This window comes from Undibacterium sp. SXout7W (assembly GCF_049339385.1).
Lineage (GTDB): Bacteria > Pseudomonadota > Gammaproteobacteria > Burkholderiales > Burkholderiaceae_D > Undibacterium.
In genome coordinates this window covers 1-278 of sequence record NZ_JBMPPF010000180.1, presented here as the reverse complement: position 1 = coordinate 278, position 278 = coordinate 1, and the positions used below count along the sequence as shown (strand labels likewise).

Below are 278 nucleotides of genomic sequence, written 5' to 3'. Positions count from 1 at the left end.
CAACACCGAATATCGGACTTCAGGGAACTACCCACCGTCTTCGCGACGAAACATCACTATCAAGCTGCACACTCGCGCCATTCAGATTTCGAACGAGATATCTTGCTTGCTAAAGGGAGGGTATGCAGACGGAGCGATGGCGCGCTGGAGAACCTTACATGAAACGACAGTGATACTAGCGTTTCTAAGCAGACACGACGATGACCTTTCTTCGCGCTTTGTGGATTTCCAGGCAATCACTCGTCTAAAAGCTGCTACTGAATACAACGAACACCACG

The 278-nt window shown here is 49.6% G+C and carries 1 protein-coding gene; it reads left to right on the top strand.

Going from position 1 to position 278, the window contains the following annotated elements; genetic code table 11:
• Positions 1 to 52: 52 nt before the first annotated feature.
• On the top strand, positions 53 to 278 hold a 226-nt coding region (locus ACO0LB_RS21005), incomplete at its 3' end, for a DUF5677 domain-containing protein (RefSeq protein WP_423052697.1).